Raw genomic sequence first — 20,471 nt, 5'->3', positions numbered from 1 at the left:
CTATTTCTCCTCATCGCTCTGTAGCTTGATGCTACAGCAGACGGTTGTTCCATTCATGTCGCTCTCGATCGCAAACTCATCTGCAACAGACTTGACGTTGGGCAGACCCATCCCGGCACCGAAACCCAGAGACCGGATCCACTCACTTGCAGTGGACCATCCGGCGGTCATAGCCTCATCCACATTGGGTATCCCCGGTCCGCTGTCCCTTGCCGTTATCTGCAGGGTTTGCGGGGTATATTCCGCTATGAGCTCCCCGCCATCGGAATGGACCACCAGGTTCATCTCCAACTCGTAGCTTGCGATTGCGGCGCGGCGGATGATGTGGGGCATGACCCCGGCCTTCTTGAGACGCTTCTTTATTTCCGTGCTGGCAAAGCCGGCATTCTCGAAGTCGTTCTTCATGATCGAGTAGGTGTGGATCTCCCCGTTCATCTCATCGCTCATGCTGGATGAGCTGGTCCTTCTCTCCAGTTCCTCGATCTCCCGGTTTATCTCGACCAGCAGGGTGCTGGTGATGTCGCGGTTGGTGATCATCCCGACCAGCTCCTTGTGCTTGTTGAGCACCGGGAACCTATGGTAGGAGAACCTGTCGAAATAGTTGATGGCAAAGGAGACGGGCATGTCGTCCTCCAGGACGATGAGGTTGCGCGTCATGTGGTCCTGCGCCTTCTCGTTGATGTAGCCCTTGTCGAGGGCCTGGATGATGTCGTCCATGCTCACTATCCCGATAAGGCGCTTGCCCATGACGATGGGAAGCCCGGTAACCTGCCTTTCGCGCATGATGTGTTGGATCTCCCTGAGGGAGGTCTCCTTGGTGGCGGTCACCAGGTCGGTGGTCATCACGTCCTTGACCTTGAGGCGGTAGATCAGTTCCAAAATGACATTGGGCGAGGTCACTGTGTTGATGGGTATCTCTTGCATAGGGCCAGTATACATGAGGAAGCACCGGTTGAAAAGCAATCTTGTCAGAAGATGCCGCTCACAAGGAGGTCAAGAAAAGATGCTCCTACCATTTGACGATATCAAAATATTATTGTATGCTACTATATATATAGCAATCTAGAATCGATAAGGAGATGTACCATGAGCGTACCAAAGATAGGAATTGTCATAAGCAGTACCAGAGCAGCAAGAATAGGGGAGCAGGCAGCAGAATATGTTGCGTCGGTCGCAAGGAAGCGCACCGATCTTTCTTTTGAGATAGTTGACCTTCGGAATTACCCCATGCCGTTTTTTGATGAGGTTGCCTCGAACGCCTATGTCCCCTCAACCAATGCGGTTGCCCAGGCTTGGCAGAAAAAGGTTGCGAGTCTTGACGGCTTCATTTTCGTCACTGCCGAATACAACAACAGCATTACCGCAGCCTTGAAGAATGCCCTTGACTATGCCTACCCCGAATGGAACCGCAAAGCAGCTGCATACTTCTCCTACGGCTCTGCCGGTGGTGCCCGTGCAGTCCAGCATCTCAAGGACATCTGCGTCGAGCTTCAGATGGCGCCGGTCAGGCAATCCGTCCTGATACAGGGGAATGACTTCTACCCGATCATGAACGGGCAGAAACAGGTCAAGGACCTAGCCGGGCTTGAACCACAGGTAGGTGCGATGCTTGACCAGCTTTCCTGGTGGGCGACAGCTCTCAAGGATGCACGCGAACGAGGTTGAGCACACAAACAATAGCGTAGCCACAGAGAAAGAAGGAGGAAGAAGCATGATGCTTGTTCCTCCTTTTGCCTTCTAGCGGGTCTGCGGTGGAATGACCAAACGCTCTAGACCATCGAGGGCTACATAGAGGGCCAACCCAAGCAGGCTGAGCAGGACGATGCCTGCATACATGCCCACATACTGGGCCATGATCCAGTTGTTCATGATGTAGTAGCCAAGACCAAAGGTGGATGCGTAGTTTTCACTGATGAAGAGTACCGAAAGAGAGATGCCGAGGGTAATGCGCAGCGAAGAGAAGATCCGGGGCAGGATAGCCGGCCAGATGAGGGCTCTGGTCACCTGTTTCGGAGAAAGGTGGTAGGCCTGGGCAAGCTGCAGGTAGTCCGGGGGGATTTCCTTTACCCCATCGCGGATGGTAACTGCTGCAGGAAAGAAGATGATGACGGCTATGAGGATGATCTTGGACAATTCCCCGATACCGAAGAGCACCATGAACACCGGCAGAAAAGCAATCTTCGGAAGGGGATAGAGCAGATAGAGCACCGGTGAGATGATCTGGTCCAACCGTTTCGTACGGCCGGCTACCATGCCGGTGGGAATGGCGAACAGTAAGGCAAGGGCCATTCCCATGAGGATGCGATAGAGGGAAAATGCCAGGTGCAGATAGGTCTTGGATTTTTGCATGCTCCGTAGCAGGAAGACAAATACGGCATGGGGGTAGGGGATGATAGGGGAGTGTACAGCCAAGGCAAGCAGGTACCAGGCTACAAGCACGACCAGGGAACCTCGCAGGTATTTCATGCCTTTCCTCCTAGATGGGAGCGTAGTTCCCTCTCCAAGGCAAAGGCCTCAATGCTGCTGCGCAGGTCGCCAACTCCATGGTAGGGATTGGCTGTCTCATGGGAGATGCCCCCAGGGGTCATCACCACGATCCTCTCCCCCATAAAAACAGCCTCCTTGATGCTATGGGTTACCATGAGCAAGGTAATGCCACGTTCCCTGACGTAGGTCTTTACCTCATCCTGTAGCCGTTCCCTCGTCTGTTCGTCAAGCGAGGCAAAAGGTTCGTCCAGCAAAAGGAGGCGGGGATTGCGGATGAGGCTCCGTGCAAGGGCGATCCTCTGCCGTTCCCCTCCACTGAGTTGCTTGGGATAGCTCTCCCTCCTCTCAAGGAGCCCCATCAGTGACAGGAGCTGTTCTCCTTCCTTTCTCATCTGTTTGGGAAGGCCGAGTATCACATTGTCGATGACACGCATCCACGGCAACAGACGGTCCTGTTGGAACATGATTGAGCACTGCTCGGGGGCTGAGATGCTACCTTCGCTGAGGGGAAGCAAGGAGGCAATGGCGTAGAGAAGGCTTGTCTTGCCAGATCCGCTTGTACCGATGATGCTCACCATGCCGCCTTCCTCAACCTCCAGGGAGAAGTTGGAGAATGCTACCTTGCTGCCATAGCGCAGCCCTGCATCTTTGATGCTCAGCATCACAGACCCTCGAGAAAGCGGGGATCGATCATGCTGGTGGGAGAAAACGTATACGTTGTACCGGTAACCGATTCCGTCCACGTCATGATTTCCTCCATGAAATGGCTGCTGGGAAGCCTGGGCTCATGATACTGGGGCAGGTGTATGGTGGAGCGGATCTCTTCTGGGAGGTTTGGGATGTTCTCCATCAGGGCATCGAGGGCGAGTTCCTGGTTTTGTCGGATATCCACCACTGCCTTTGCATAGGCAGCATGGAACTTCTTCAAGGCATCATACTTCTCTGCAACCGCCTTTTCTGTGAAGGCTATGAGGTTCAGGCTTTCGGAGGGGATGCCTTCAAAGAAGAGCTTGTCCAAACCGCGCAGGGAGCCGATGGAGGCAAAGGGTTCAGGAAATATGCCGGCATCGAGCTGATCGGATACTACCGCCTCAAGCCGGGCTGGGATTTCATTGATGAAGACTTTGGAGAGTGTATGATCGTTGCCCAAATAGTGGTCTACTAGGTAGTTGGTGACGCTGATCTCCATGGTCCCAACTGATATGGCCTTCTTGCCCTCCAATCCTGGTTTTGCCAGGAGGGGGAAATCCCCATCGGTGGAAAGGGTACCGATGAGCTTGAAGTCACTGGCCGTCTGGGTGATGAGGGCGACGAGGTCGGTCATCGCCCCGTCGACCTGGCCTGTCTGCAGGGCTGTCTGGCGATTTTGGGCATTGGTGAAAAGCATGAGGCGGACATCAACGCCAGCTTCCCTGAAATAACCCTTTTTGAGGGCTACGTAGAAGGGAGCTGCATCGACGGCGCTCATCATCCCCACCGTAAGGGTGGGGAGTTTACTTTGGGTTGCCGCTTCCTTGCTGGCCTTCTGACAGCTGGAAAACAAGAGTAGCAGGGAGAAAAGGAGGGTGATCAAAATCTTCTTGTACATTCTTTGCCTCATGGTGAACCTAGGGATCTGTAAGGGTGGCAGTATATACACATTCGATGCACTGGGAAAAGAGTGGTCGCGAAGAATTGTACCCCCAGATGTGTATGGGATTGGGTTTTCCAAGAGACACCATCTGGCCGGGAGGGTTGGATTGCATGGCACGGTATGCGTTTACCTCTTGTCCAAGTATTTCTCAGGGGGTAACCTTTTGGACTTACTGCAATACCAGGGAGGAAATGCTTCTGGACTAGGGAAAAAACAGAAACGGCTGGTAGTATTTCCCTTGGAAGGTATAGAGGGGAAATATGATTCTGTGTGGGGCATAGGCCTCAAATATATGGTTTGATGCAAAGCCCTTAGGTGAAACTTCCTAAAGAAGTTCCGATTTATGGTGATTCCCAACGGTTTTTTTAGTATATTTACCCTATATGGAAGATGCTTTGACATTACGGGTGGTCCATGAGGAACCCTCATTTCTTGTTGTGGACAAACAGGCAAACCTGCCTACGGTCCCTTTGAAGGACGATCCTGTTGAGAAACAGACCCTGCTCTCTCTTATTGGTGATCGCTACCCGGAAGTCCTTGAGGTGTCGGGTGCCAATGTGTGGGAAGGGGGTGTGCTGCACCGCCTGGACACCGCAACCAGTGGTCTGGTGGTGGTTGCCAGGACAAAGGAAGCATATGCCTTCCTGCAAACCATCCAGAAGGCTGACCTGTTCTGGAAGGAGTACCGTGCACAAAGCACGCTCTACACCCCCTGTACAATCGTTGGATTTCCCGAGTACCCCTATGAGGATCCCTTTGCAGGAAAGGGCAAGGAGGTTACCATCGGTAGCCTCTTCCGTAGGTATGGGACCAATCGCAGGGAGGTCCGCCCAGTCAATGCAGAGAGTCCGAAGCATCTTTTGGACAAGAGTACCGGTACCTGGTACCTTACCAAGGTTTGTTACAGTGGCGAGGGCGCTGATGGGGCCAAGCAGTTTACCTGCAGGCTCTCCTCCGGTTTTCGCCATCAGGTGCGGGCCCATCTTGCCTGGAGTGGCTGGCCACTTGATGGGGATAGGGTCTATCATGGGCTGGAGAAGACCAACCTCTCCCTCCGTTCGGTAGCCGTGCAACTCTTGCACCCGGTTACCCAGCAGCAGATGGAAATACGGGTCGATCAATAAGAGCAAGGAGAAGTATATGGCAGATCAGAGAGAACAGAAGCTTGCGAAGCTTCTTGTGGAGTATTCGGTAGCGTTGCAGAAAGGGGAGTCCTGCCTGATAAATGCAGTGGATATCCCGACCTCCATGACTGAGGCACTCATCGCTGCAGTCTATGAGGTAGGGGGTTTTCCCTTGGTCAATGTATGGAACCAGAGGCTTGAGCGGGCAATGGTGCAGAGTGCATCTGAAGCCTCGTTGGAGAAATGGGCCGATGTGGACACCTACCGCATGAAGCAGGTCGATGCATTCATAGGCATCCGTGGGATTGCAAACGTCAGGGAGCTGGCATCCATTCCCGAGAAATCGAACCTGTATGGAAAATTCTACAACACCCCGGTGCATATGAAGACCCGTCTTCCCCATACCCGATGGGTGGTCTTGCGCTATCCTACAGAGATCATGGCCATGCAGGCAAACAAGGGAACCGTGGAGTTTGAGGATTTCTTCTACCAGGTCTGCACTGAGGTCGACTACCAGAAGATGGCCCAGGTCATGGATAGGGCCAAGAAGTATCTTGATGCCGTGGACAAGGTCCATATTCTTGCTCCTGGCACTGACCTGCAGTTTTCCGTCAAGGGGATGGGTTTCATCCCCTGTGCAGGCAAGATGAACATCCCCGACGGGGAGATCTACTCATGCCCTGTCAAGGATTCGGTCAATGGAACGATCGCCTACAACTGTGACAGCACCTACCATGGCCACCAGTTCAAGGATATCCGCTTTGTTTTCAAGGATGGCAAGATTGTCGAGGCGCATAGCGATGACGACCATCTGATCGATGAAATCCTGGATGTGGATGAAGGGGCCCGCTTCATTGGGGAGTTTGCCCTTGGGTGCAACCCTGGGGTGCTCTATCCGATGGACAATACCCTCTTTGACGAGAAGATCTCCGGGTCCATCCACTTTACCCCGGGTAATGCCTATGATGATTGTGACAATGGCAACCGCTCTTCCGTACACTGGGACCTGGTGCAGATCCAACGCCCCGAATATGGTGGCGGGGAGATCTGGTTTGACGGGGTGCTGGTCAGAAAGGATGGGGTTTTCCTCCATCCGGAGCTAGTGGGGCTGAATTTCAGCGACTGAAAACGGCTAGCCCCCAAAAAAAACTGAAAAGTGATTGACAAGAACGACAGGCTATCGATATGACCTGTACGTAAGTCAAAGGCGATGAACCTCCCTTGGAGATCCATCGCCTTTCCTATGTTTTTGCACAACGAGGATTATTAAAAGCCCTATCTTACCGTTCGACGTTGAATACGATGGTCCGGTTGTTCCAGATGATGATCCTGCTTTCGAGATGGGCCTGCACAGCCCGTGCCAGTACCCTGCGTTCGACATCCTTGCCTACGTCCCTCAGCCCATCGGGTGAAAGCTCATGGTTGACCCTCACCACATCCTGCTCGATGATGGGGCCTTGGTCCAGGTCCTCGCTAGCATAGTGGGCCGTGGCTCCGATCATCTTCACCCCACGCTCATAGGCCCGCCTATAGGGGTTTGCCCCTTGGAAGGCTGGAAGGAAGCCGTGGTGGATGTTGATGACCTTCCCCTGCCAGGCATGGGTGAACTCGGGTGAGAGTATCTGCATGTAGCGGGCCAGGACCACCAGGTCGATGTCAAAGCGCTTGAGTAGCGACTGGACCTTCTCCTCCTGGCTCTGTTTTGTTTCGCTGGTTACGGGCAGGTAGTAGAAGGGGATCCTGAACTGGTTTGCCACTGCCTCGAGGTCGGGGTGGTTGCTGATGATCAGCGATATCTCACACTGCAGCTCGCCTTCATTCTTTCGGGTCATCAGGTCATAGAGGCAGTGGCTGGTCTTGCTGACCATGATGGCCATCCTTGCAAGATAGTCGCTGTAGTGGCACTCCCAGGAGAGGTGGTACTCCTGGGCAAACAGGGAGAAGTCATCCTCCAGTTCTTTCCTGGTGGTCTTGAGGTCCTGCATATCCAGCTCGATACGCATGAAGTATCTGCCCTCGATGTTGTCCGTATGCTGCTGACAGTGGAGGATGTTGTATCCCCTGGAATAGAACCAGGTGGAGGTTGCTGCCAGGATTCCCTTGCGGTCCTCGCATTGGATGAGGAAAATGATCTTCTTTTTTGCTGCCATGGTTGAGCCTTTATTCGAATGGTGTTATTTCGGCGTTGTCACTCTCGTCACCCAACACGATCTCTACGCGGCTTTTCGCCTCAGAAAGTGTCTTCTCCAACTTCTTGGACAAACGCATACCCTCTTCGAACAAGGCAAGGCTCTCCTCAAGGGATGTATCAGAAGCATTGAGCTTCTGGGCAATCTCTTCGACTCTGGAAACATCTGTTTCAAAACTCATGGTCTACTCCTCTACAAGGGCCTTGCGGCTTCCGTCGATGAATGTCAGTTTGATATGTTCTCCAACCTTGGCTTCTTCTCGATTGTGGACGGGTTTGCCCTGTGAATCAAAGACGAGTGTGTAGCCTCGCGCCAGTATAGCAAGGGGAGAAAGGGCTTGCAACTCTCTGGTTGCCAGAATAACCCTCTGTGAGCTCTTTTCAATCTTTTCCCGATAGGCCAGGAGCATGTTCTGCCCTGCATTTGCCAAGAGATATTCACGTCTTTCCACCAGATGTGCAATGCTTTGCTGCATCGCCGTCGTGCTTGGGATGCGGTGTTCCAGAAGCTGCAGGGTGTGGACCATGCTCTTGCGTATGGTAAGGGAGATGTTTTCCACCTTCTGGCGGATGTCGAGTATCCCCTGGCTTACCAGCTCGGCTGCTGCCGAGGGGGTAGGGGCTCGAAGGTCTGCGACAAAGTCCGAAAGGGCCCAGTCTATCTCATGGCCTACTGCGCTGATGACAGGAATCTCTGATTCATAGATTGCCTGGATGACTGCATCCTCGCTGAAAGGCAGCAGGTCCTCCAGGGAACCTCCTCCGCGGCCAACGATGAGCACATCACAGAGAAGCAGGTGGTTTGCCTGCCTGATCCTGTTGGCTATGGTAAGGGCGGCACTGCTACCCTGGACTGTTGCAGGGAGGATGAGGATGTCTAGCGATGGGGCCCTACGGGAAAGGATTTGCAGGATGTCCTGTAAGGCAGCCCCTGTGGAGCTGGTTACCACTCCGACCCTGTTGGGTTTGGTAGGGATCTGCTTCTTGCGCCCGGATGCAAAGTACCCCATTGCGTCATACTTGCGTTTGCGTTCCTCCAGCAAGGCCAGGATCTCACCGCTGCCACTCTTTTCCATGGTCTCGCACTTCATCTGGTAGGTACCTCTCGCTGCGTAGACGTCGAGCGAGCCGGTTACCACTACCTTGTCCCCTTCCCGGGGTTGGAAGTTTACCTTCCATGTGCTGCTTTTGAACATGATGGCCGAAAGGGAGGCGTTGCTGTCCTTGAGGGTAAAGAACCAGTGCCCGCTGGAAGCAGGCTTGAAGTTTGAGATCTCACCGCTTACCCGCAATCCATAGAAACCCTCTTCCAGGGTTTTCTTGATGAGGGTCGTGATCTCGCTTACCGAGAGCTCAGTCTTCATGAGGAGGTTGTCATCATGCATCGAGTTTCTCTCGCTTTTGTTTATGTCTATTCAGGCTACGCAGTTGGCTGAGGATCCCTGCAACGGTGAGGATTGCCGCCCAGGAGAGGAAAATCCATAGTTTCAGGTACCAGAACCGAGAAAGGAGGTAGCTTATGAGGAGGGCTCCTGCAATGGAGTTTTCCACAGCCAGGTAGGAGGGGAAGTCCCGAAAACAGAAAAAGAGGATGACTGCCAGCACTATCGCTGAAAAGAGCAGGCTCAGGGTGAAGGGGAGAAATCCCAATAGCAGCAGGAAGATGAACAGTGCCATGCTCAAGCCAGTGAAAAGGGCGACTATCTTGCCAAGGAAGACCCCTGGTTTGCGTGAAAGGTAGAAGAGGACTAAGGCTCCGACCGAAATGGCCAGCAGATAGATGATGCTATAGGGGTAGGTTTCCTTGTTGATCAGCAGGTCGACAAGGCTCTGGAGCGACCAAGAGGAATTGAGGATCCCAACAATCTCGTTCCTCTGCAACAGCAGCAGTGACACTGCCAGACTGACCATGGCCCCTGAGATGGTGCTGCGTAGGGGAATGAGGTATTTCTTGGCATGATTGCCATAAAAACAGAGGAAAAACCCTGCAAGCAACCCCACTATCATGATGGGTGCACCCAAGGTAGGAAGATTGGTGTACATGAAATAAATCCTTATGGTAGAAAAAAAAGAGACAGCCATATATGCTGTCTCTCAACCAAAAGAGGTTATCTTACTCCTGGAAGATAGCTGCGGTGGGACAGACATCGGCACAGGTGCCACAATCGATGCAGAGATCTGCATCAATTACATAGATGTCGCCTTCCGAGATAGCATCCGTAGGGCATTCGGGCAAGCAAGTTCCGCAAGCCACGCAAGCGTCAGTGATTTTGTAAGCCATACTCTTGACTCCTTAGTACGTTTTCGTTGCTTCAGACTATATACCCCCTTGTCTTTCAAGTCAATAAAGAAGAAAAAAATGTACTAATAGTATATATATAAAAACTATAAGCATAATGAAAGCCAAGGAAAATAAAGAATATTGGAAAAAAACGAGGGGGAAAACCAGAGATTTATACACATGTAAAAAACCTTGCCCGGTACAATTTTCACCATAGTATTTGTCAATATACCATGGAACCCCACTAAGTGATACGTTGGTACAAAGGTTGGTTAAACCATTGTTTTATAGGTATTTATTTGACTTTAACGGGTATCTGGTTTACCATGTACCTGTTGGCGAAGTCTGGTAGGGTCGTACTCCTATCAAGTAGCCTGGGGCCCTCTCTGGTGGAGGGCCTTATCTGTAGGGAAAAAAAGAATTTTCCAGATTCCTGATAGCTAGCGAAATTAGGCACACTTTCTGAGTTACATAATATCGCACCCGTCAGGGGTGTGTGGATTGAAACTCCCCGTGCTTAGCTCCTCTCCATTACCAGGGCCCTTGGCATGCAGTAGCGGGTGCATTTTCCACAACCAGTGCACTTTGTATAGTCAATTACAGGTGCTGCATATCCTGTTTGTGTTAGTGCCCCAAACGGGCAGATGGCAACAGACGGGCAACGGTGGTTTTGTGGGCACCTCTGCGCTTTGACGGTGAGATGTCTCTCTCCTGTTTGTTCTGTTTTTGGTGTGGTAGCAAAATACTGCATAAAGTCAAAAGCCATGTGTGTATCTCCAAGTCAGTGGTTTTGATCAAGACTAATTAGTCATGGTTTCGGAGCATATAGGATAATTGGATTAATGTCAAATGCTTGTTATTAGCAACTGTTGAGATTAGCAATTAGTTTGGATCTCGTTTTGGTATTGTGGCTTCTCTTGCCCCAAATAGTGCAAAACGGGTATAGTTTTGCCTAGGGGAGATGTACAAATGAAACTAGTCCTTGCTGAAAAACCAAGTGTTGGAAGGGAACTTGCACGGGTGCTGAACTGTTGGAAACGTGAGAAAGGGTATATCGAAGGTCCCGACTATGTCGTCACCTGGGCCCTTGGACACTTGGTGGAGCTTGCACAGCCTGCTGCCTACAGTGACCGTTTCAAGCGATGGTCGCTCCGTGACCTGCCCATGCTTCCAGACAAATTGGTGCAGGAGGTCATCCCCCAGAGCGCCGAACAGTTTGATGTGGTGAAGGCCCTGCTTGGCCGCAAGGATATCGATAGTGTGGTAATCGCCACGGATGCTGGCCGCGAAGGCGAGCTGGTTGCCCGTTGGATCCTCAAATTAGCAGGGTATGAGGGGACGGCAAAGCGGCTTTGGATCAGCAGCCAGACAGACAGTGCCATCACGGATGGATTTGCCAAGCTCAAGGATGCAAAACTCTACGACAACCTCTACCGTGCTGCCGAAAGCCGTGCCGCAGCTGACTGGTATGTGGGGATGAACGTGACACGGGCCCTGACCTGCCACTACGACGCCAAGCTCTCAGCGGGAAGGGTACAGACACCGACCCTTGCCCTGATGACCAACCGTGAGGATGAGATCGAAAGCTTTGCCGGCCAGTTCTATTGGACGCTGAAGGCTGACTTTGGTTCGTTCTCCGCCTCCCTCTATACGGATGAGGATACGATACGCATCAAGGAAGAGGAGAGTGCCAAGCGTCTGGAGACTACCTTGGTCGGCAAGAAAGGTAGGATCATCAGCCTGGAAACCGTCGACAAGGCAGAACAACCCCCCCTTGCCTACGACCTTACTGAACTGCAGCGTGATGCAAACAACCAGCTCGATTTCAGTGCCAAGGAGACCCTCGATACCCTGCAGAGGCTCTACGAGCAGTACAAGATCGTGACCTATCCCCGCACCGACAGCCGCTACATCACCAGCGACATCGTCGCAACCATTCCCCAGCGACTACGCTCCCTCAGCCTTACACCCTTTGCCCCGCTGTCAGCCTCCTTTCTTCAGGATGGCTATAGGATAGATGAACAACGCTTTGTGCAGGACCTGCAGGTCACCGACCACCACGCCATCATTCCCACCGACCAAAAGGTCGACCTTGCCAAGCTGTCAAAGAACGAGCGCTCCCTTTGGGAACTCATCGTCATGAGGTTCCTTGAGGTGCTCAGCCCAGACTATCTCTACAAGACCACCACCCTCATCGCGGAGGTGGAGGGCTCCCGCTTCCAGACCCGCCTTACCATCCCTACCCAACAGGGGTGGCGTGACGTCGCCCGCCTCATCGGGCGGCGTAGTGCTGCAAACCTGGTCGCCGACGATGAGCCCTTCAATGCAGCCTTGCTCTCCCTCAACGATGGCGCCGAGGTGACAGTCGGCAGTGTGAAGGTCCGCCGTATGGCGACCTCAGCCCCTGCCAGATATACCGAGGCAACGCTCCTCTCCGCAATGGAGCATGCCGGACGTCTTGTTGATGATGCCAACCTGAAGAAGAGCCTGGGAAATGGCCTAGGCACCCCTGCTACCCGGGCAGACATCATAGAGAAGCTGATCCAGAACTTCTATGTTGAACGCCAGGGCAAGGACTTGGTACCAACAGCCAAGGGCAGGGAACTGGTCCGCCTCGCACCGGACCTGCTCTGCTCTGCCCACCTTACAGGAAAGTGGGAGGAGAGGCTCACCCATATTGCCGAGGGCAAGGAGGACAGCTCCCTCTTCATCGAGGACATCAAGAAAAGTACCCGTGACCTGGTAAAGCAGGTCATAACCAGCGGCGAGACCTTCGCCCCTCATTTCAAGGAGGCCAAGACCTGTCCCCATTGCAAGGCTTCCATGATGAAGGTGGTCGACGAGATCGGGCAGAACCACTATATCTGCCAGAGGCTCTCCTGCTCCTACGAGGAGCGAGAGATCAAGAAGCGGGTAAACGTTGTTCCGGAGCCTGCTGTTGTTGCCCCTGTGGTAAAGGTCGTTGCAAAGGCCAAGGAAGGGGAGGCCCCTGCCGTACGGAAAAAAGTTATCCTAAAGAAGAAGCCCCTGCCCAAGACAGATGGGATGCAAGCTTTCTCGCTGCCTGATGACATTCCAGGGAAAGAGGCCAAGCCCGCCTACACCTGGGAGACCGTCATCGAGGTGGTGCGTCCCAGCAAGCTCTCCTACCAGCGGGATACCCGCCCTGTGGCGCCCAGGACGGCTGAGGACCGCCCATGGGGGAACCGAGGGGTATCCACCCCAATTGTTGAGGAGGCCCCAACCGGTGGCGGTACGTTTGCTGACTTCATGAAGGCAAGTGAGGATCGGAAGAAGCGAGATTCCAAGAAAAAGAGGTAATAGTCATACAGAAGTGTTACAATAAAAACATTCTGTTATACTATAGACAACATTGTAGCTTTTCTGATAGTCTACCTCCATGTTTGGAGGCACTATGAGGATAGCTGTAGTTGGATATGGAAAAATGGGAAAATTGATCCGTTCCCAAGCCCTTGGCTCTGGTCATGAGGTGGTTGCGGTCATCGATCCTTTTGTTGACCTGCCGGAGGTCACCGACACCCATGTGGATGCATCTACCCTCAATGGCTGCTCTGTAGCCATTGACTTCACTCATCCCAGCAAGGTTGTGGACAACATCGTCCTCTATGCACGCCTGGGCATCCCTGCCGTGATAGGAACCACAGGTTGGTACGACCAGATGCCCCAGGTGCGGGCAGCCATCGACGAGAGTGAGTGTGCCATAATCTATAGTGGAAACTTCTCCCTCGGGGTGGCCCTGTTCTTTCAGGTGGCGAAACTTGCCTCCCGACTCTTTGGGATGACTGGTCTCTATGACCCCTTCATCCAGGAGATCCACCATGCACAGAAGGCAGACAGCCCATCGGGAACAGCAGAGATGCTCGCCCATATCGTGCTGGACAATAGTCCCACCAAAACCACCATCTATTCCGATACCCTCCACCGAAGGCGGGAACCAGGGGAGATCCATGTCGCCTCCGTAAGGGGTGGTTGGGTTCCCGGTACCCATACCGTGACATTTGACAGCCAGGACGACACAGTAGAGCTTACCCATAGGGCACGATCGCGAGAGGGGTTTGCCACAGGGGCGGTCAAGGCCGCATCCTGGATCGCCGACGGCCGAAAGGGGTTCTTTACCCTGGATGACATGCTCGAAGACGTATTTTTACAAGGGGAGAGCGTACAGTGAGAAAAGATATCAGTTTCAAGGGAGTATTTACCGCTTTGGTAACACCCTTTACCAAGAAAGACCTGTTGGATGAGGAGATGCTCGAGCAGATCATCGAGACACAGATAGCATCCGGGATTTCAGGCCTGGTCCCCTGCGGAACCACCGGCGAAAGCCCGACCCTCAGCCATGATGAGCATGACAGGGCCATCGCCCTGACGGTGAAGTTTGCCAACGGCAGGGTACCGGTCATCGCTGGAACTGGGTCGAATGCCACCAGCGAGGCAATTCGCCTCTCCCGTCATGCCCAGGAAGTTGGCTCCGATGCAGTCCTGCTGGTAAACCCATACTACAACAAGCCTACCCAGAAGGGGCTGTTCTTGCACTTCAAGGCAATAGCCGACAGTGTGGATGTCCCCTGCATCCTCTACAACATCAAGGGGAGGACCGGGGTGAACATCGAAACCCCGACTGTCCAGGCCCTCAGCAAGGCATGTCCCAACATTGTGGGGGTAAAGGAAGCCAGCGGAAGCCTCGAGCAGATGAAATCTGTCATTGATGCCACCCATGGGGCCTTCCATGTCCTCAGTGGGGATGACAACCTCTGTCTCGACCTGATCGAGTTGGGTGGTGATGGGGTCATCAGCGTAGGGTCGAACATCTGCCCCGCATACATCTCCAGGATGGTAAAGCTTGCCCTCGGTGGCGACATGCCAGGGGCGAGGGCGATGGAGGCAAACCTTGCAGGGTTCTTCAAGGCATGCTTCTATGAGACCAACCCCATACCCATAAAGACCGCCATGGCCCGCTATGGTTGGTGTGAAGAGTCCTTCCGCCTGCCGATGTGTACCTTTGAGAACGAGAACAACCGTGCACTGCTCTATGCAGAGCTGGACAAGCTGGACAGCCTTGGTGCACTGATGAGGAGAATCTAGGATGGCTACGATAAACAAGAATTTCGAGAAACTGGCAGGGGGATACCTGTTTCCCGAGATTGCCAGAAGGACAGAGCTGTGGCAGAAGGACAACCCTGAAGCAAAGATCCTGCGCCTCGGTATTGGCAACACCACCGAGGCCCTGCCTGAGGCTGTATGCAACGCCATGAGGGCGAAGATCGATGCGCTCTCTGACCGTGCTACCTATACGGGGTACGGCGATGAGCAGGGCGATACCTACCTTAGGGAAGCTCTGATGCACTACTACAGGCGCTATGGGGTATCCCTTGAGGCAACCGAGTTCTTTGTCAGCGATGGTGCCAAAAGTGATGCAGCAAATATTCAGGATATCTTCGGCAAGCACAATGTCATCGCTGTACAGGATCCTGCCTACCCAGTCTATGTCGACAGCAACGTTGTCGGAGGAAGGACCGGTCTCTTTGACAAGCAGAAGCTCTGCTATGACGGGTTTGTCTACCTGAAGAGTTGTGAGGAGAATGGGTTTGTCCCCTCTCCGCCTGAGGGCAAGGTGGACCTGATCTACCTCTGCAGCCCCAACAACCCTACAGGAGCCGTCTTTACCCATGGACAGCTCAAGGCCTTTGTGGACTATGCCCTCGAGCACAAGAGTGTCATCATCTTTGACAGTGCCTACAGTGAGTACATCACCGAAGAGGGGTATCCCCACTCCATCTATGAGATCGAAGGCGCCAAGGGATGTGCCATCGAGATAAACAGCTTTTCCAAGTTTTCCGGCTTTACCGGTGTACGGCTTGGTTGGACCATCGTGCCGAAGGCCCTCGAGTGCGAGGATGCCAAGGCCGGGGTGCTCAATGCCCTGTGGAACAGGCGCCAGTGTACCTTCTTCAATGGTGCAAGCAACATTGCCCAGGCCGGTGGCTTTGCAGCCCTCTCCGGCGAAGGGTATGAGCAGAGTAGGGCCTTGGTCGACTACTACATGGAAAATGCACGGATCATCAGGGAGGGTCTGACCCGGGTCGGGCTTACCGTCTACGGTGGGGTCAACAGCCCCTATATCTGGGCAAAAACCCCCAATGGGATGCCTAGCTGGGAGTTCTTCGACCTGCTTTTGGACTCTTGCCATGTGGTGGTCACCCCCGGAGCTGGATTTGGGCCTGCAGGAGAGCACTTTGTCAGGGTCTCTTCCTATGGACATCGCGAGAACGTGGTTAAGGCCATTGCATCGATAGAGGAGAACCTACGCTATGAGTAAGAAAACCCTTCCCCTGAGTTCTGAGAAGCTGCTGCTTCTGACCGAGAAGCTTCCGACGCCCTTCTACCTCTATGATGAGCGCGCCATAGTCGAGAATGCAAGACAGTTCAACCGCCTGTTCTCCTGGGCCCCAGGCTTCAAGAACTATTTTGCCGTCAAGGCCTGTCCCAACCCGACCATCCTCTCCATCCTGCAAAAGGAAGGGTTTGGCAGTGACTGCTCTTCCCTTCCCGAGATACTGCTCAGCGAAGCGAGCGGCATCACCGGGGAGAACATCATGTTCACCAGCAACAACACCCCCTCTGATGAGTTTGTGGAAGCCTACAGGCAAGGGGCCATCATCAACCTCGACGACATCACCCACATAGAGGCAATGGAAGAGGCTTTGAAAGAGGTCCCTTCCCTTATCTGTTTCCGCTATAACCCCGGTCCAGAACGTACCGGAAATGCCATCATCGGCAACCCTGTGGAAGCCAAGTATGGGGTAACGACCGACCAGGTGGTGGACTGCTACAGGATCATGAAGGAGAAAGGGGTCAAACGCTTCGGCCTGCACACCATGGTAGCCTCAAACGAGCTGGATGGAACCTACATAGTGGAGACGGCAAGGATGCTGTTCGAGCTCTGTGTACGGATCCAGAAAGAGGCAGGTGTCCGCATTGAGTTCATCGACATGGGCGGTGGCATTGGCATCCCCTACAGGCCTGGCCAAGAGCCCATGGACCTTGAAGCGGTAAGCCAGGGTATGCACGAGCTCTACAACCAGATCATTGTCCCTGCAGGCCTTGACCCCCTCAACATTGTCTTTGAGTGTGGTAGGGTCATAACCGGTCCGTATGGATATCTGGTGAGCAAGGTCAGGCATGTTACCAGCAAGTACAAGGAGTATGTGGGCCTCGATGCCTCGATGAACGACCTCATGCGCCCTGCCATGTATGGTGCCTACCATCACATCACCGTCGTTGGCAAGGAAGCGGAGGCATGCGACCACATCTATGACGTGACCGGGTCGCTGTGCGAGAACAACGACAAGTTTGCCATCGACAGGCCCCTTCCCAGGATTGAGAAGGGGGATGTGCTCGTACTACACGACAGCGGAGCCCACGGCCATGCCATGGGATTCAACTACAATGCCAAGCTCAGGGCCGCTGAGTACCTGTTGCGGGAGGATGGTTCTGTGGTCATGATCCGCAGGGCCCAGACCTATGACGACTACGTTGCAACCCTGCGTTTCGACGGTGCTCCGGTGGAACTGTGATGCATAGTTTCCCCATACGCGTCTACTACAGCGACACCGATTGCGGTGGTATTGTCTACCACGCCAGATATCTGGACTTTGCAGAGCATGCCCGGACCGAACTGCTTAGGGATATCGGGTCGAATGCCGAGCAGAAAGGGTCCCACCGGGCCCTTATGGAAGAAGAACAGCTGGCCTTGGTGGTCAAGTCCGTCAATGTGGACTACCAGAGGCCTGCACACCTTGATGACCTGCTCGCTGTCGAGACCGAGATAGAGGAGGCCAAGCACTTCTCCATCGTGTTCAGGCAGACGGTCAAGCGTGATGGAGAGACCTTGTGTGTGCTCCTGATAAAGGTGGCGGCAGTCAGTACAGCTACCATGCGTCCGGTCCCGATGCCCCCTTGGTTTGCCCCTGCAGTCAACGAACTGTAGGCAGTGCCTTCCAGTCTGTGGTATAGCGCGGTGAGAGAAAGGCCTGGCCCATCAGGTCAGCCTTGAGCATCTGCCCTGCCGTACCACAGACCAGAGCCCTCCTGCCGTAGGCCTTCTGTATTTCCTGCACCACAGGAGAGAGCCTCTCTTCCTGGCCTATCCGCTTTTGTTCCAGTTCCGGCTCAAAGAGCCTGTACTGATGCAACCCCTGTTGCTCAAGGGTTGTGACCCACACCCTGCTTGCCTTGTAGGGTGCTTTCTTGTAGATGGCAACCAGGCATGCTTTGGCTGCTGCAAGCAGGGTAGGGGTGTAGTCAGAGCCCTGCGACAGTACTACCGTTGCCGATGGGCACTGGTAGTCATCCTGGAAACGGCTGGTATAGAGGGCTACGGTGACCTCCCTTGCCTGCTTGCCCCGTTTGGTGAGTTTTGCACTGAGGGTGGCACAGTGGCAGGCCAGGCTCTGTTCAAGTTCCTCGAAGCTCTCCTTCGGCTTTTCAAAGGAGATGCCACTACAGAGGGAGAGGCTTTTCTCCACCTCGATACTGACAGCTTTCTTGCCACGCAGCTCCCATGCCGTCTGCAGGCCGGTGATCGTGCAGTGCTTCTCGATCCACCGGTCGTCCTTGCAGATGAAGTCGTAGGCTGTGCGGATTCCCCTTTTCTGCAGCATCTCCTCCCTTCTTCTTCCGATTCCCCACACATCCCCTATCCTCGTCCTCTGCAAAAGACCCTGCTCCTGTTCGGCTGTGAGGATCATCACCCCCGAGGGTAAGCGCTTTCCCTCATGGTTGGCCAGCTTTGCCAGGGTCTTGGTGCGGGCCAGCCCGATGGAGACGGGGATGCCTGTCATGCGGATCAGTTCGTTGCGGATCTGTTCGGCTTGGCTCTGGGTGGGCCCCTCCAAGGTAAAGAAGGCCTCATCGATCGAATAGACCTCCCTGTTCCCCACCAGGGAGAGGAGGGTCGCCATGACCCTGTCCGAGAGGTCCTGGTAGAGGGTGTAGTTGGAGGAGAAGATCGCTGCCCCTACCTGTTCGAGACGCTCCCTCTCCTCGAACAGGGGAGCCCCTCGCCTGATGCCCAGGCTTTTTGCCTCGGAGGAGAGGGCGACGATACATCCATCGTTATTGGAGAGCACCACTACTGCACGACGGCGAAGGTCGGGACGGAACAGGCGCTCGCAGGAGGCATAGAAGCTGTTGCAGTCGCAGAGCCCGATCATCGGATGACCCTTACCACTGCAGTGACCACCCCAAAGAGGACCAGCTCTTCCTCCTCAGCGATGACGATATCGGCAAAATCAGGGTTTTCGGGGTGTAGGATCGCTTTCCCCTCCTTGAGGAGCAGAGTCTTGACGGTGAAGGCCCCCCCTGTTTCTGCTACGATGACATCGCCGCTCTTTGCCCTGATGCTCCTGTCGACCACCAGGATATCCCCGCTGAAGATACCCTTGAGCTTCATGGAGTCCCCACTGCACCGGAGGCAGTAGGTATTCGCCTTGTGTTTGAACAGCAAGGTATTGAAATCCAGGCTCTCCTCCCTGCTGTCTGCAGCAGGGGAGGGAAAGCCACAGCGTACTGTCTCCAGGAAAAATGGTACCAATAACTCATCCATGGGCCCATCATGTACCAACTACTTAACAAATGTCAAGTAATACTAGATAATTGGCATGGCAACGATGATAGTAGTGCTTCCCAGGCTTCCCAATTTATCGTGGCTGACTATGACGTCATAGCGATGGGAGCCTGCAGCTGGTACAGAGGTATAGGAAAAGCCATCGGCTTCTACCGGCAATCCTTCGCAGTACCAGCAGATGGTGAGGTCGTTTTCGTCCATGCCCTGCAGGTTTTCTGCCGTAAAGGTAAGGGTGACGCTCTCCCCTGCAGCGGGCTCGGAGGGGGTACAGCTCACCGTCCCGGCTATCGGCATCATGGTGTCGTTGATGACCGTTACGGAAAAGCTGGTGGAGCGGTCACCCATGAGCATCTCTATGGAACCTGAGGTGGTGGTGTCTGCTATGATGCGTACGGCCTCAGCAGATCCGCTCACCAGTACCTCCTGGCTGTAGAGTTTCGAGCAGAGCAGGTAGGAACCTGCATCGAGGGTTGTGCTGAAGGTTGCACTGCCATGCAGTTTGTCCACAACAGGGTCTTCGATGCTGAGTATCTCGCCATTCTGGTCGGTAAGCAGCAGGGCGAGGCGCACATCGTCTGAAACCTGGTCTGTGTTCCAGGTAAACCCAACCGAGAGGGAACCTTCTCCCACCAGGTCTGTGAGGTGGATGGTTGCCGTACTGGTCGTCTTTGAGAGCATGGTGGTGGTAGCCCCTTGGGCAAGGATGGCCCCATCCTTGTTCAGGGCCTGGGCATTGAGGGTCCAGGTTCCCATCGATAGTTGGCCCAACGTCACCTCTGAGGTATAGGCTGCCATGTCGACTGTTTCGTCATTTGGCCCCTCACCATAGATATGGTAGCTTTCGATCTCCATCGCCTCAGCTTCGGGAAGAAGGCTCCGCTCGTGCATGCTGAACTTGTCACAGGCAAAGCGGACCACAAGGTCGCCTTGGGTTGTCTTCTGGTCCTCACAGCCTGTAGCAAAGACGAGCGCTATGAGGCACACCATAAGAATAGAGAAGTTTCGTTTCATGAGGTTTCTCCTAGGATTGTGTTTGCATCCTAAGAAAGGGAAGGGCAGCTATCACTTCAAGGGTATTGGAGAATCGGGCTGCTTTGGCTATACTGGGAAAA

The 20,471-nt window shown here is 53.9% G+C and carries 22 protein-coding genes; 9 read left to right on the top strand and 13 right to left on the bottom strand.

Features of this window, described 5'->3' with window-relative positions; translation table 11 throughout:
- A complete protein-coding gene (locus ROJ03_RS05920) occupies positions 1 to 924 on the bottom strand; it encodes a CBS domain-containing protein (RefSeq protein ID WP_313726085.1) in 924 nt (307 codons plus the stop codon).
- A gap of 162 nt (positions 925 to 1,086) precedes the next feature.
- Between ROJ03_RS05920 and ROJ03_RS05915 the strand changes: the two genes are divergently transcribed.
- On the top strand, positions 1,087 to 1,665 hold the full coding sequence (locus tag ROJ03_RS05915; protein ID WP_313726084.1) for an NAD(P)H-dependent oxidoreductase: 579 nt from the start codon (positions 1,087 to 1,089) through the stop codon (positions 1,663 to 1,665).
- A 72-nt stretch (positions 1,666 to 1,737) separates the two neighbouring features.
- Here ROJ03_RS05915 and ROJ03_RS05910 read toward each other — a convergent pair whose 3' ends face one another.
- Genes ROJ03_RS05910 through ROJ03_RS05900 form a run of 3 tightly spaced genes read right to left on the bottom strand, consistent with a single transcriptional unit; the run spans position 1,738 to position 4,075 of the window.
- Positions 1,738 to 2,466: an ABC transporter permease gene (locus ROJ03_RS05910; RefSeq protein ID WP_313726083.1), complete on the bottom strand. Its 729-nt coding sequence runs from the start codon at positions 2,464 to 2,466 to the stop codon at positions 1,738 to 1,740.
- The gene (locus ROJ03_RS05905; RefSeq protein ID WP_313726082.1) at positions 2,463 to 3,149 is read right to left on the bottom strand and encodes an ABC transporter ATP-binding protein; all 687 of its coding nucleotides are present in this window, start codon (positions 3,147 to 3,149) and stop codon (positions 2,463 to 2,465) included. Before ROJ03_RS05905 ends, ROJ03_RS05910 begins: the two co-directional genes overlap by 4 nt.
- Complete coding sequence (locus tag ROJ03_RS05900) at positions 3,149 to 4,075, bottom strand: ABC transporter substrate-binding protein (protein WP_313726081.1); 927 nt, start codon at positions 4,073 to 4,075, stop codon at positions 3,149 to 3,151. The genes ROJ03_RS05905 and ROJ03_RS05900 overlap by 1 nt, the downstream gene beginning before the upstream one ends.
- A gap of 428 nt (positions 4,076 to 4,503) precedes the next feature.
- Between ROJ03_RS05900 and ROJ03_RS05895 the strand changes: the two genes are divergently transcribed.
- Both ROJ03_RS05895 and ROJ03_RS05890 read left to right on the top strand, forming a co-directional pair.
- On the top strand, positions 4,504 to 5,244 hold the full coding sequence (locus ROJ03_RS05895) for a pseudouridine synthase (protein ID WP_313726080.1): 741 nt from the start codon (positions 4,504 to 4,506) through the stop codon (positions 5,242 to 5,244).
- Between the two features lie 16 nt (positions 5,245 to 5,260).
- Positions 5,261 to 6,370, top strand: a complete 1,110-nt coding sequence (locus ROJ03_RS05890; protein WP_313726079.1) for an aminopeptidase — start codon at positions 5,261 to 5,263, stop codon at positions 6,368 to 6,370.
- Positions 6,371 to 6,524: 154 nt separating this feature from the next.
- On the opposite strand, the gene purU is transcribed toward ROJ03_RS05890, so the two are convergent.
- From purU to ROJ03_RS05860, 6 genes are all read right to left on the bottom strand, one after another.
- On the bottom strand, positions 6,525 to 7,394 hold the full coding sequence (gene purU / locus ROJ03_RS05885; protein WP_313726078.1) for a formyltetrahydrofolate deformylase: 870 nt from the start codon (positions 7,392 to 7,394) through the stop codon (positions 6,525 to 6,527).
- Positions 7,395 to 7,404: 10 nt separating this feature from the next.
- The gene (gene xseB / locus ROJ03_RS05880) at positions 7,405 to 7,614 is read right to left on the bottom strand and encodes an exodeoxyribonuclease VII small subunit (protein ID WP_313726077.1); all 210 of its coding nucleotides are present in this window, start codon (positions 7,612 to 7,614) and stop codon (positions 7,405 to 7,407) included.
- A gap of 3 nt (positions 7,615 to 7,617) precedes the next feature.
- On the bottom strand, positions 7,618 to 8,817 hold the full coding sequence (gene xseA, locus ROJ03_RS05875; RefSeq protein WP_313726076.1) for an exodeoxyribonuclease VII large subunit: 1,200 nt from the start codon (positions 8,815 to 8,817) through the stop codon (positions 7,618 to 7,620).
- Positions 8,810 to 9,475 carry a hypothetical protein gene (locus tag ROJ03_RS05870; RefSeq protein WP_313726075.1) on the bottom strand — a complete coding sequence of 222 codons (666 nt, stop codon included), beginning with the start codon at positions 9,473 to 9,475 and terminating at the stop codon, positions 8,810 to 8,812. Before ROJ03_RS05870 ends, xseA begins: the two co-directional genes overlap by 8 nt.
- Before the next feature lie 70 nt (positions 9,476 to 9,545).
- Positions 9,546 to 9,713 (bottom strand): 4Fe-4S binding protein, encoded by a 168-nt coding sequence (locus ROJ03_RS05865; protein WP_313726074.1) that lies wholly within the window; start codon positions 9,711 to 9,713, stop codon positions 9,546 to 9,548.
- 517 nt (positions 9,714 to 10,230) lie between these two features.
- Complete coding sequence (locus ROJ03_RS05860; RefSeq protein WP_313726179.1) at positions 10,231 to 10,464, bottom strand: 4Fe-4S binding protein; 234 nt, start codon at positions 10,462 to 10,464, stop codon at positions 10,231 to 10,233.
- Positions 10,465 to 10,682: 218 nt separating this feature from the next.
- Between ROJ03_RS05860 and ROJ03_RS05855 the strand changes: the two genes are divergently transcribed.
- The 6 genes from ROJ03_RS05855 (at position 10,683) to ROJ03_RS05830 (ending at position 17,721) form a co-directional block, all read left to right on the top strand.
- Entirely contained in the window at positions 10,683 to 13,034 is a 2,352-nt protein-coding gene (locus tag ROJ03_RS05855) for a DNA topoisomerase 3 (RefSeq protein WP_313726073.1), read from the top strand.
- A gap of 94 nt (positions 13,035 to 13,128) precedes the next feature.
- Positions 13,129 to 13,902 carry a 4-hydroxy-tetrahydrodipicolinate reductase gene (gene dapB, locus ROJ03_RS05850; protein WP_313726072.1) on the top strand — a complete coding sequence of 258 codons (774 nt, stop codon included), beginning with the start codon at positions 13,129 to 13,131 and terminating at the stop codon, positions 13,900 to 13,902.
- Positions 13,899 to 14,816, top strand: coding sequence for a 4-hydroxy-tetrahydrodipicolinate synthase (dapA, locus tag ROJ03_RS05845; protein ID WP_313726071.1), 918 nt, complete (start codon positions 13,899 to 13,901; stop codon positions 14,814 to 14,816). The genes dapB and dapA overlap by 4 nt, the downstream gene beginning before the upstream one ends.
- 1 nt (position 14,817) lies before the next feature.
- The gene (locus ROJ03_RS05840; RefSeq protein ID WP_313726070.1) at positions 14,818 to 16,050 is read left to right on the top strand and encodes an LL-diaminopimelate aminotransferase; all 1,233 of its coding nucleotides are present in this window, start codon (positions 14,818 to 14,820) and stop codon (positions 16,048 to 16,050) included.
- Positions 16,043 to 17,308: a diaminopimelate decarboxylase gene (locus tag ROJ03_RS05835; RefSeq protein ID WP_313726068.1), complete on the top strand. Its 1,266-nt coding sequence runs from the start codon at positions 16,043 to 16,045 to the stop codon at positions 17,306 to 17,308. The genes ROJ03_RS05840 and ROJ03_RS05835 overlap by 8 nt, the downstream gene beginning before the upstream one ends.
- Positions 17,308 to 17,721, top strand: coding sequence for a YbgC/FadM family acyl-CoA thioesterase (locus tag ROJ03_RS05830; protein WP_313726067.1), 414 nt, complete (start codon positions 17,308 to 17,310; stop codon positions 17,719 to 17,721). Before ROJ03_RS05835 ends, ROJ03_RS05830 begins: the two co-directional genes overlap by 1 nt.
- Here the strand turns inward: ROJ03_RS05830 and ROJ03_RS05825 are convergent.
- From ROJ03_RS05825 to ROJ03_RS05815, 3 genes are read right to left on the bottom strand one after another with little or no spacing between them, the layout of a single operon-like run.
- Positions 17,708 to 18,946: a Y-family DNA polymerase gene (locus ROJ03_RS05825; RefSeq protein WP_313726066.1), complete on the bottom strand. Its 1,239-nt coding sequence runs from the start codon at positions 18,944 to 18,946 to the stop codon at positions 17,708 to 17,710. The genes ROJ03_RS05830 and ROJ03_RS05825 overlap by 14 nt on opposite strands.
- Complete coding sequence (locus ROJ03_RS05820; RefSeq protein WP_313726065.1) at positions 18,943 to 19,338, bottom strand: translesion error-prone DNA polymerase V autoproteolytic subunit; 396 nt, start codon at positions 19,336 to 19,338, stop codon at positions 18,943 to 18,945. The genes ROJ03_RS05825 and ROJ03_RS05820 overlap by 4 nt, the downstream gene beginning before the upstream one ends.
- A gap of 42 nt (positions 19,339 to 19,380) precedes the next feature.
- The gene (locus ROJ03_RS05815) at positions 19,381 to 20,370 is read right to left on the bottom strand and encodes a hypothetical protein (protein WP_313726064.1); all 990 of its coding nucleotides are present in this window, start codon (positions 20,368 to 20,370) and stop codon (positions 19,381 to 19,383) included.
- Between the last annotated feature and the right edge of the window lie 101 nt (positions 20,371 to 20,471).

Source organism: Sphaerochaeta sp. PS, from assembly GCF_032144095.1.
Classification (GTDB): Bacteria; Spirochaetota; Spirochaetia; order Sphaerochaetales; family Sphaerochaetaceae; genus Sphaerochaeta.
Note: the sequence above shows the minus strand (reverse complement) of the source record. Positions and strands in the feature narration are given on the sequence as shown.

What these genes read in the sequence shown, in the direction of transcription:
- ROJ03_RS05920 (WP_313726085.1), bottom strand. Translation starts at nt 924, where the DNA reads ATGCAAGAGATACCCATCAACACAGTGACCTCGCCCAATGTCATTTTG.
- ROJ03_RS05915 (WP_313726084.1), top strand. Translation starts at nt 1,087, where the DNA reads ATGAGCGTACCAAAGATAGGAATTGTCATAAGCAGTACCAGAGCAGCA.
- ROJ03_RS05910 (WP_313726083.1), bottom strand. Translation starts at nt 2,466, where the DNA reads ATGAAATACCTGCGAGGTTCCCTGGTCGTGCTTGTAGCCTGGTACCTG.
- ROJ03_RS05905 (WP_313726082.1), bottom strand. Translation starts at nt 3,149, where the DNA reads ATGCTGAGCATCAAAGATGCAGGGCTGCGCTATGGCAGCAAGGTAGCA.
- ROJ03_RS05900 (WP_313726081.1), bottom strand. Translation starts at nt 4,075, where the DNA reads ATGTACAAGAAGATTTTGATCACCCTCCTTTTCTCCCTGCTACTCTTG.
- ROJ03_RS05895 (WP_313726080.1), top strand. Translation starts at nt 4,504, where the DNA reads ATGGAAGATGCTTTGACATTACGGGTGGTCCATGAGGAACCCTCATTT.
- ROJ03_RS05890 (WP_313726079.1), top strand. Translation starts at nt 5,261, where the DNA reads ATGGCAGATCAGAGAGAACAGAAGCTTGCGAAGCTTCTTGTGGAGTAT.
- purU (WP_313726078.1), bottom strand. Translation starts at nt 7,394, where the DNA reads ATGGCAGCAAAAAAGAAGATCATTTTCCTCATCCAATGCGAGGACCGC.
- xseB (WP_313726077.1), bottom strand. Translation starts at nt 7,614, where the DNA reads ATGAGTTTTGAAACAGATGTTTCCAGAGTCGAAGAGATTGCCCAGAAG.
- xseA (WP_313726076.1), bottom strand. Translation starts at nt 8,817, where the DNA reads ATGCATGATGACAACCTCCTCATGAAGACTGAGCTCTCGGTAAGCGAG.
- ROJ03_RS05870 (WP_313726075.1), bottom strand. Translation starts at nt 9,475, where the DNA reads ATGTACACCAATCTTCCTACCTTGGGTGCACCCATCATGATAGTGGGG.
- ROJ03_RS05865 (WP_313726074.1), bottom strand. Translation starts at nt 9,713, where the DNA reads ATGGCTTACAAAATCACTGACGCTTGCGTGGCTTGCGGAACTTGCTTG.
- ROJ03_RS05860 (WP_313726179.1), bottom strand. Translation starts at nt 10,464, where the DNA reads ATGCAGTATTTTGCTACCACACCAAAAACAGAACAAACAGGAGAGAGA.
- ROJ03_RS05855 (WP_313726073.1), top strand. Translation starts at nt 10,683, where the DNA reads ATGAAACTAGTCCTTGCTGAAAAACCAAGTGTTGGAAGGGAACTTGCA.
- dapB (WP_313726072.1), top strand. Translation starts at nt 13,129, where the DNA reads ATGAGGATAGCTGTAGTTGGATATGGAAAAATGGGAAAATTGATCCGT.
- ROJ03_RS05840 (WP_313726070.1), top strand. Translation starts at nt 14,818, where the DNA reads ATGGCTACGATAAACAAGAATTTCGAGAAACTGGCAGGGGGATACCTG.
- ROJ03_RS05835 (WP_313726068.1), top strand. Translation starts at nt 16,043, where the DNA reads ATGAGTAAGAAAACCCTTCCCCTGAGTTCTGAGAAGCTGCTGCTTCTG.
- ROJ03_RS05830 (WP_313726067.1), top strand. Translation starts at nt 17,308, where the DNA reads ATGCATAGTTTCCCCATACGCGTCTACTACAGCGACACCGATTGCGGT.
- ROJ03_RS05825 (WP_313726066.1), bottom strand. Translation starts at nt 18,946, where the DNA reads ATGATCGGGCTCTGCGACTGCAACAGCTTCTATGCCTCCTGCGAGCGC.
- ROJ03_RS05820 (WP_313726065.1), bottom strand. Translation starts at nt 19,338, where the DNA reads ATGGATGAGTTATTGGTACCATTTTTCCTGGAGACAGTACGCTGTGGC.
- ROJ03_RS05815 (WP_313726064.1), bottom strand. Translation starts at nt 20,370, where the DNA reads ATGAAACGAAACTTCTCTATTCTTATGGTGTGCCTCATAGCGCTCGTC.